This window comes from Mesorhizobium sp. M8A.F.Ca.ET.207.01.1.1 (assembly GCF_004794715.1).
Classification (GTDB): Bacteria; Pseudomonadota; Alphaproteobacteria; order Rhizobiales; family Rhizobiaceae; genus Mesorhizobium.
The window spans coordinates 1-373 of sequence record NZ_SRUS01000210.1 but is presented as its reverse complement, the minus strand read 5'-3'; the positions used below and the strand labels follow the sequence as shown (position 1 = coordinate 373).

The following is a 373-nucleotide window of genomic DNA, read 5'->3' as shown; positions in this document are numbered from 1 at the left end:
GCTGCTGGCGGCGATCGCCAAGGGTGACTTCGGCAGCACCGCCGACCCGGCGCTGAACACCCAGACGGTCAACTTCCTGACCAACCTGGACACCACTGGCGGCAACTCCGGCTCGCCGGTGCTCAACGCCAAGGGTGAGCTGATCGGCCTGAACTTCGACAGCAACTGGGAGTCGGTCAGCGCCAGCTGGTGGTTCGACCCGCGCTACAAGCGTGCCGTGCACGTGGACATGCGCTACCTGCGCTGGGTGCTGGCCAAGGTCTACCCGGCACCGGAACTGCTGAAGGAAATGGGCGTGCCGGCACAGTAAGAGGCCGGCCACGACCCACGGTCGTGGCCCGCACCACGTAGGCCCCCACCCTGGTGGGGGTGG

Annotated in this window: 1 protein-coding gene; it reads left to right on the top strand. The window is 67.6% G+C overall.

Translation table 11 applies throughout. The features are described from left to right. A partial coding sequence (locus tag EN850_RS34210; protein WP_136092985.1) for a S46 family peptidase occupies nt 1–310 on the top strand: 310 nt, incomplete at its 5' end. Nucleotides 311–373 lie beyond the last annotated feature (63 nt).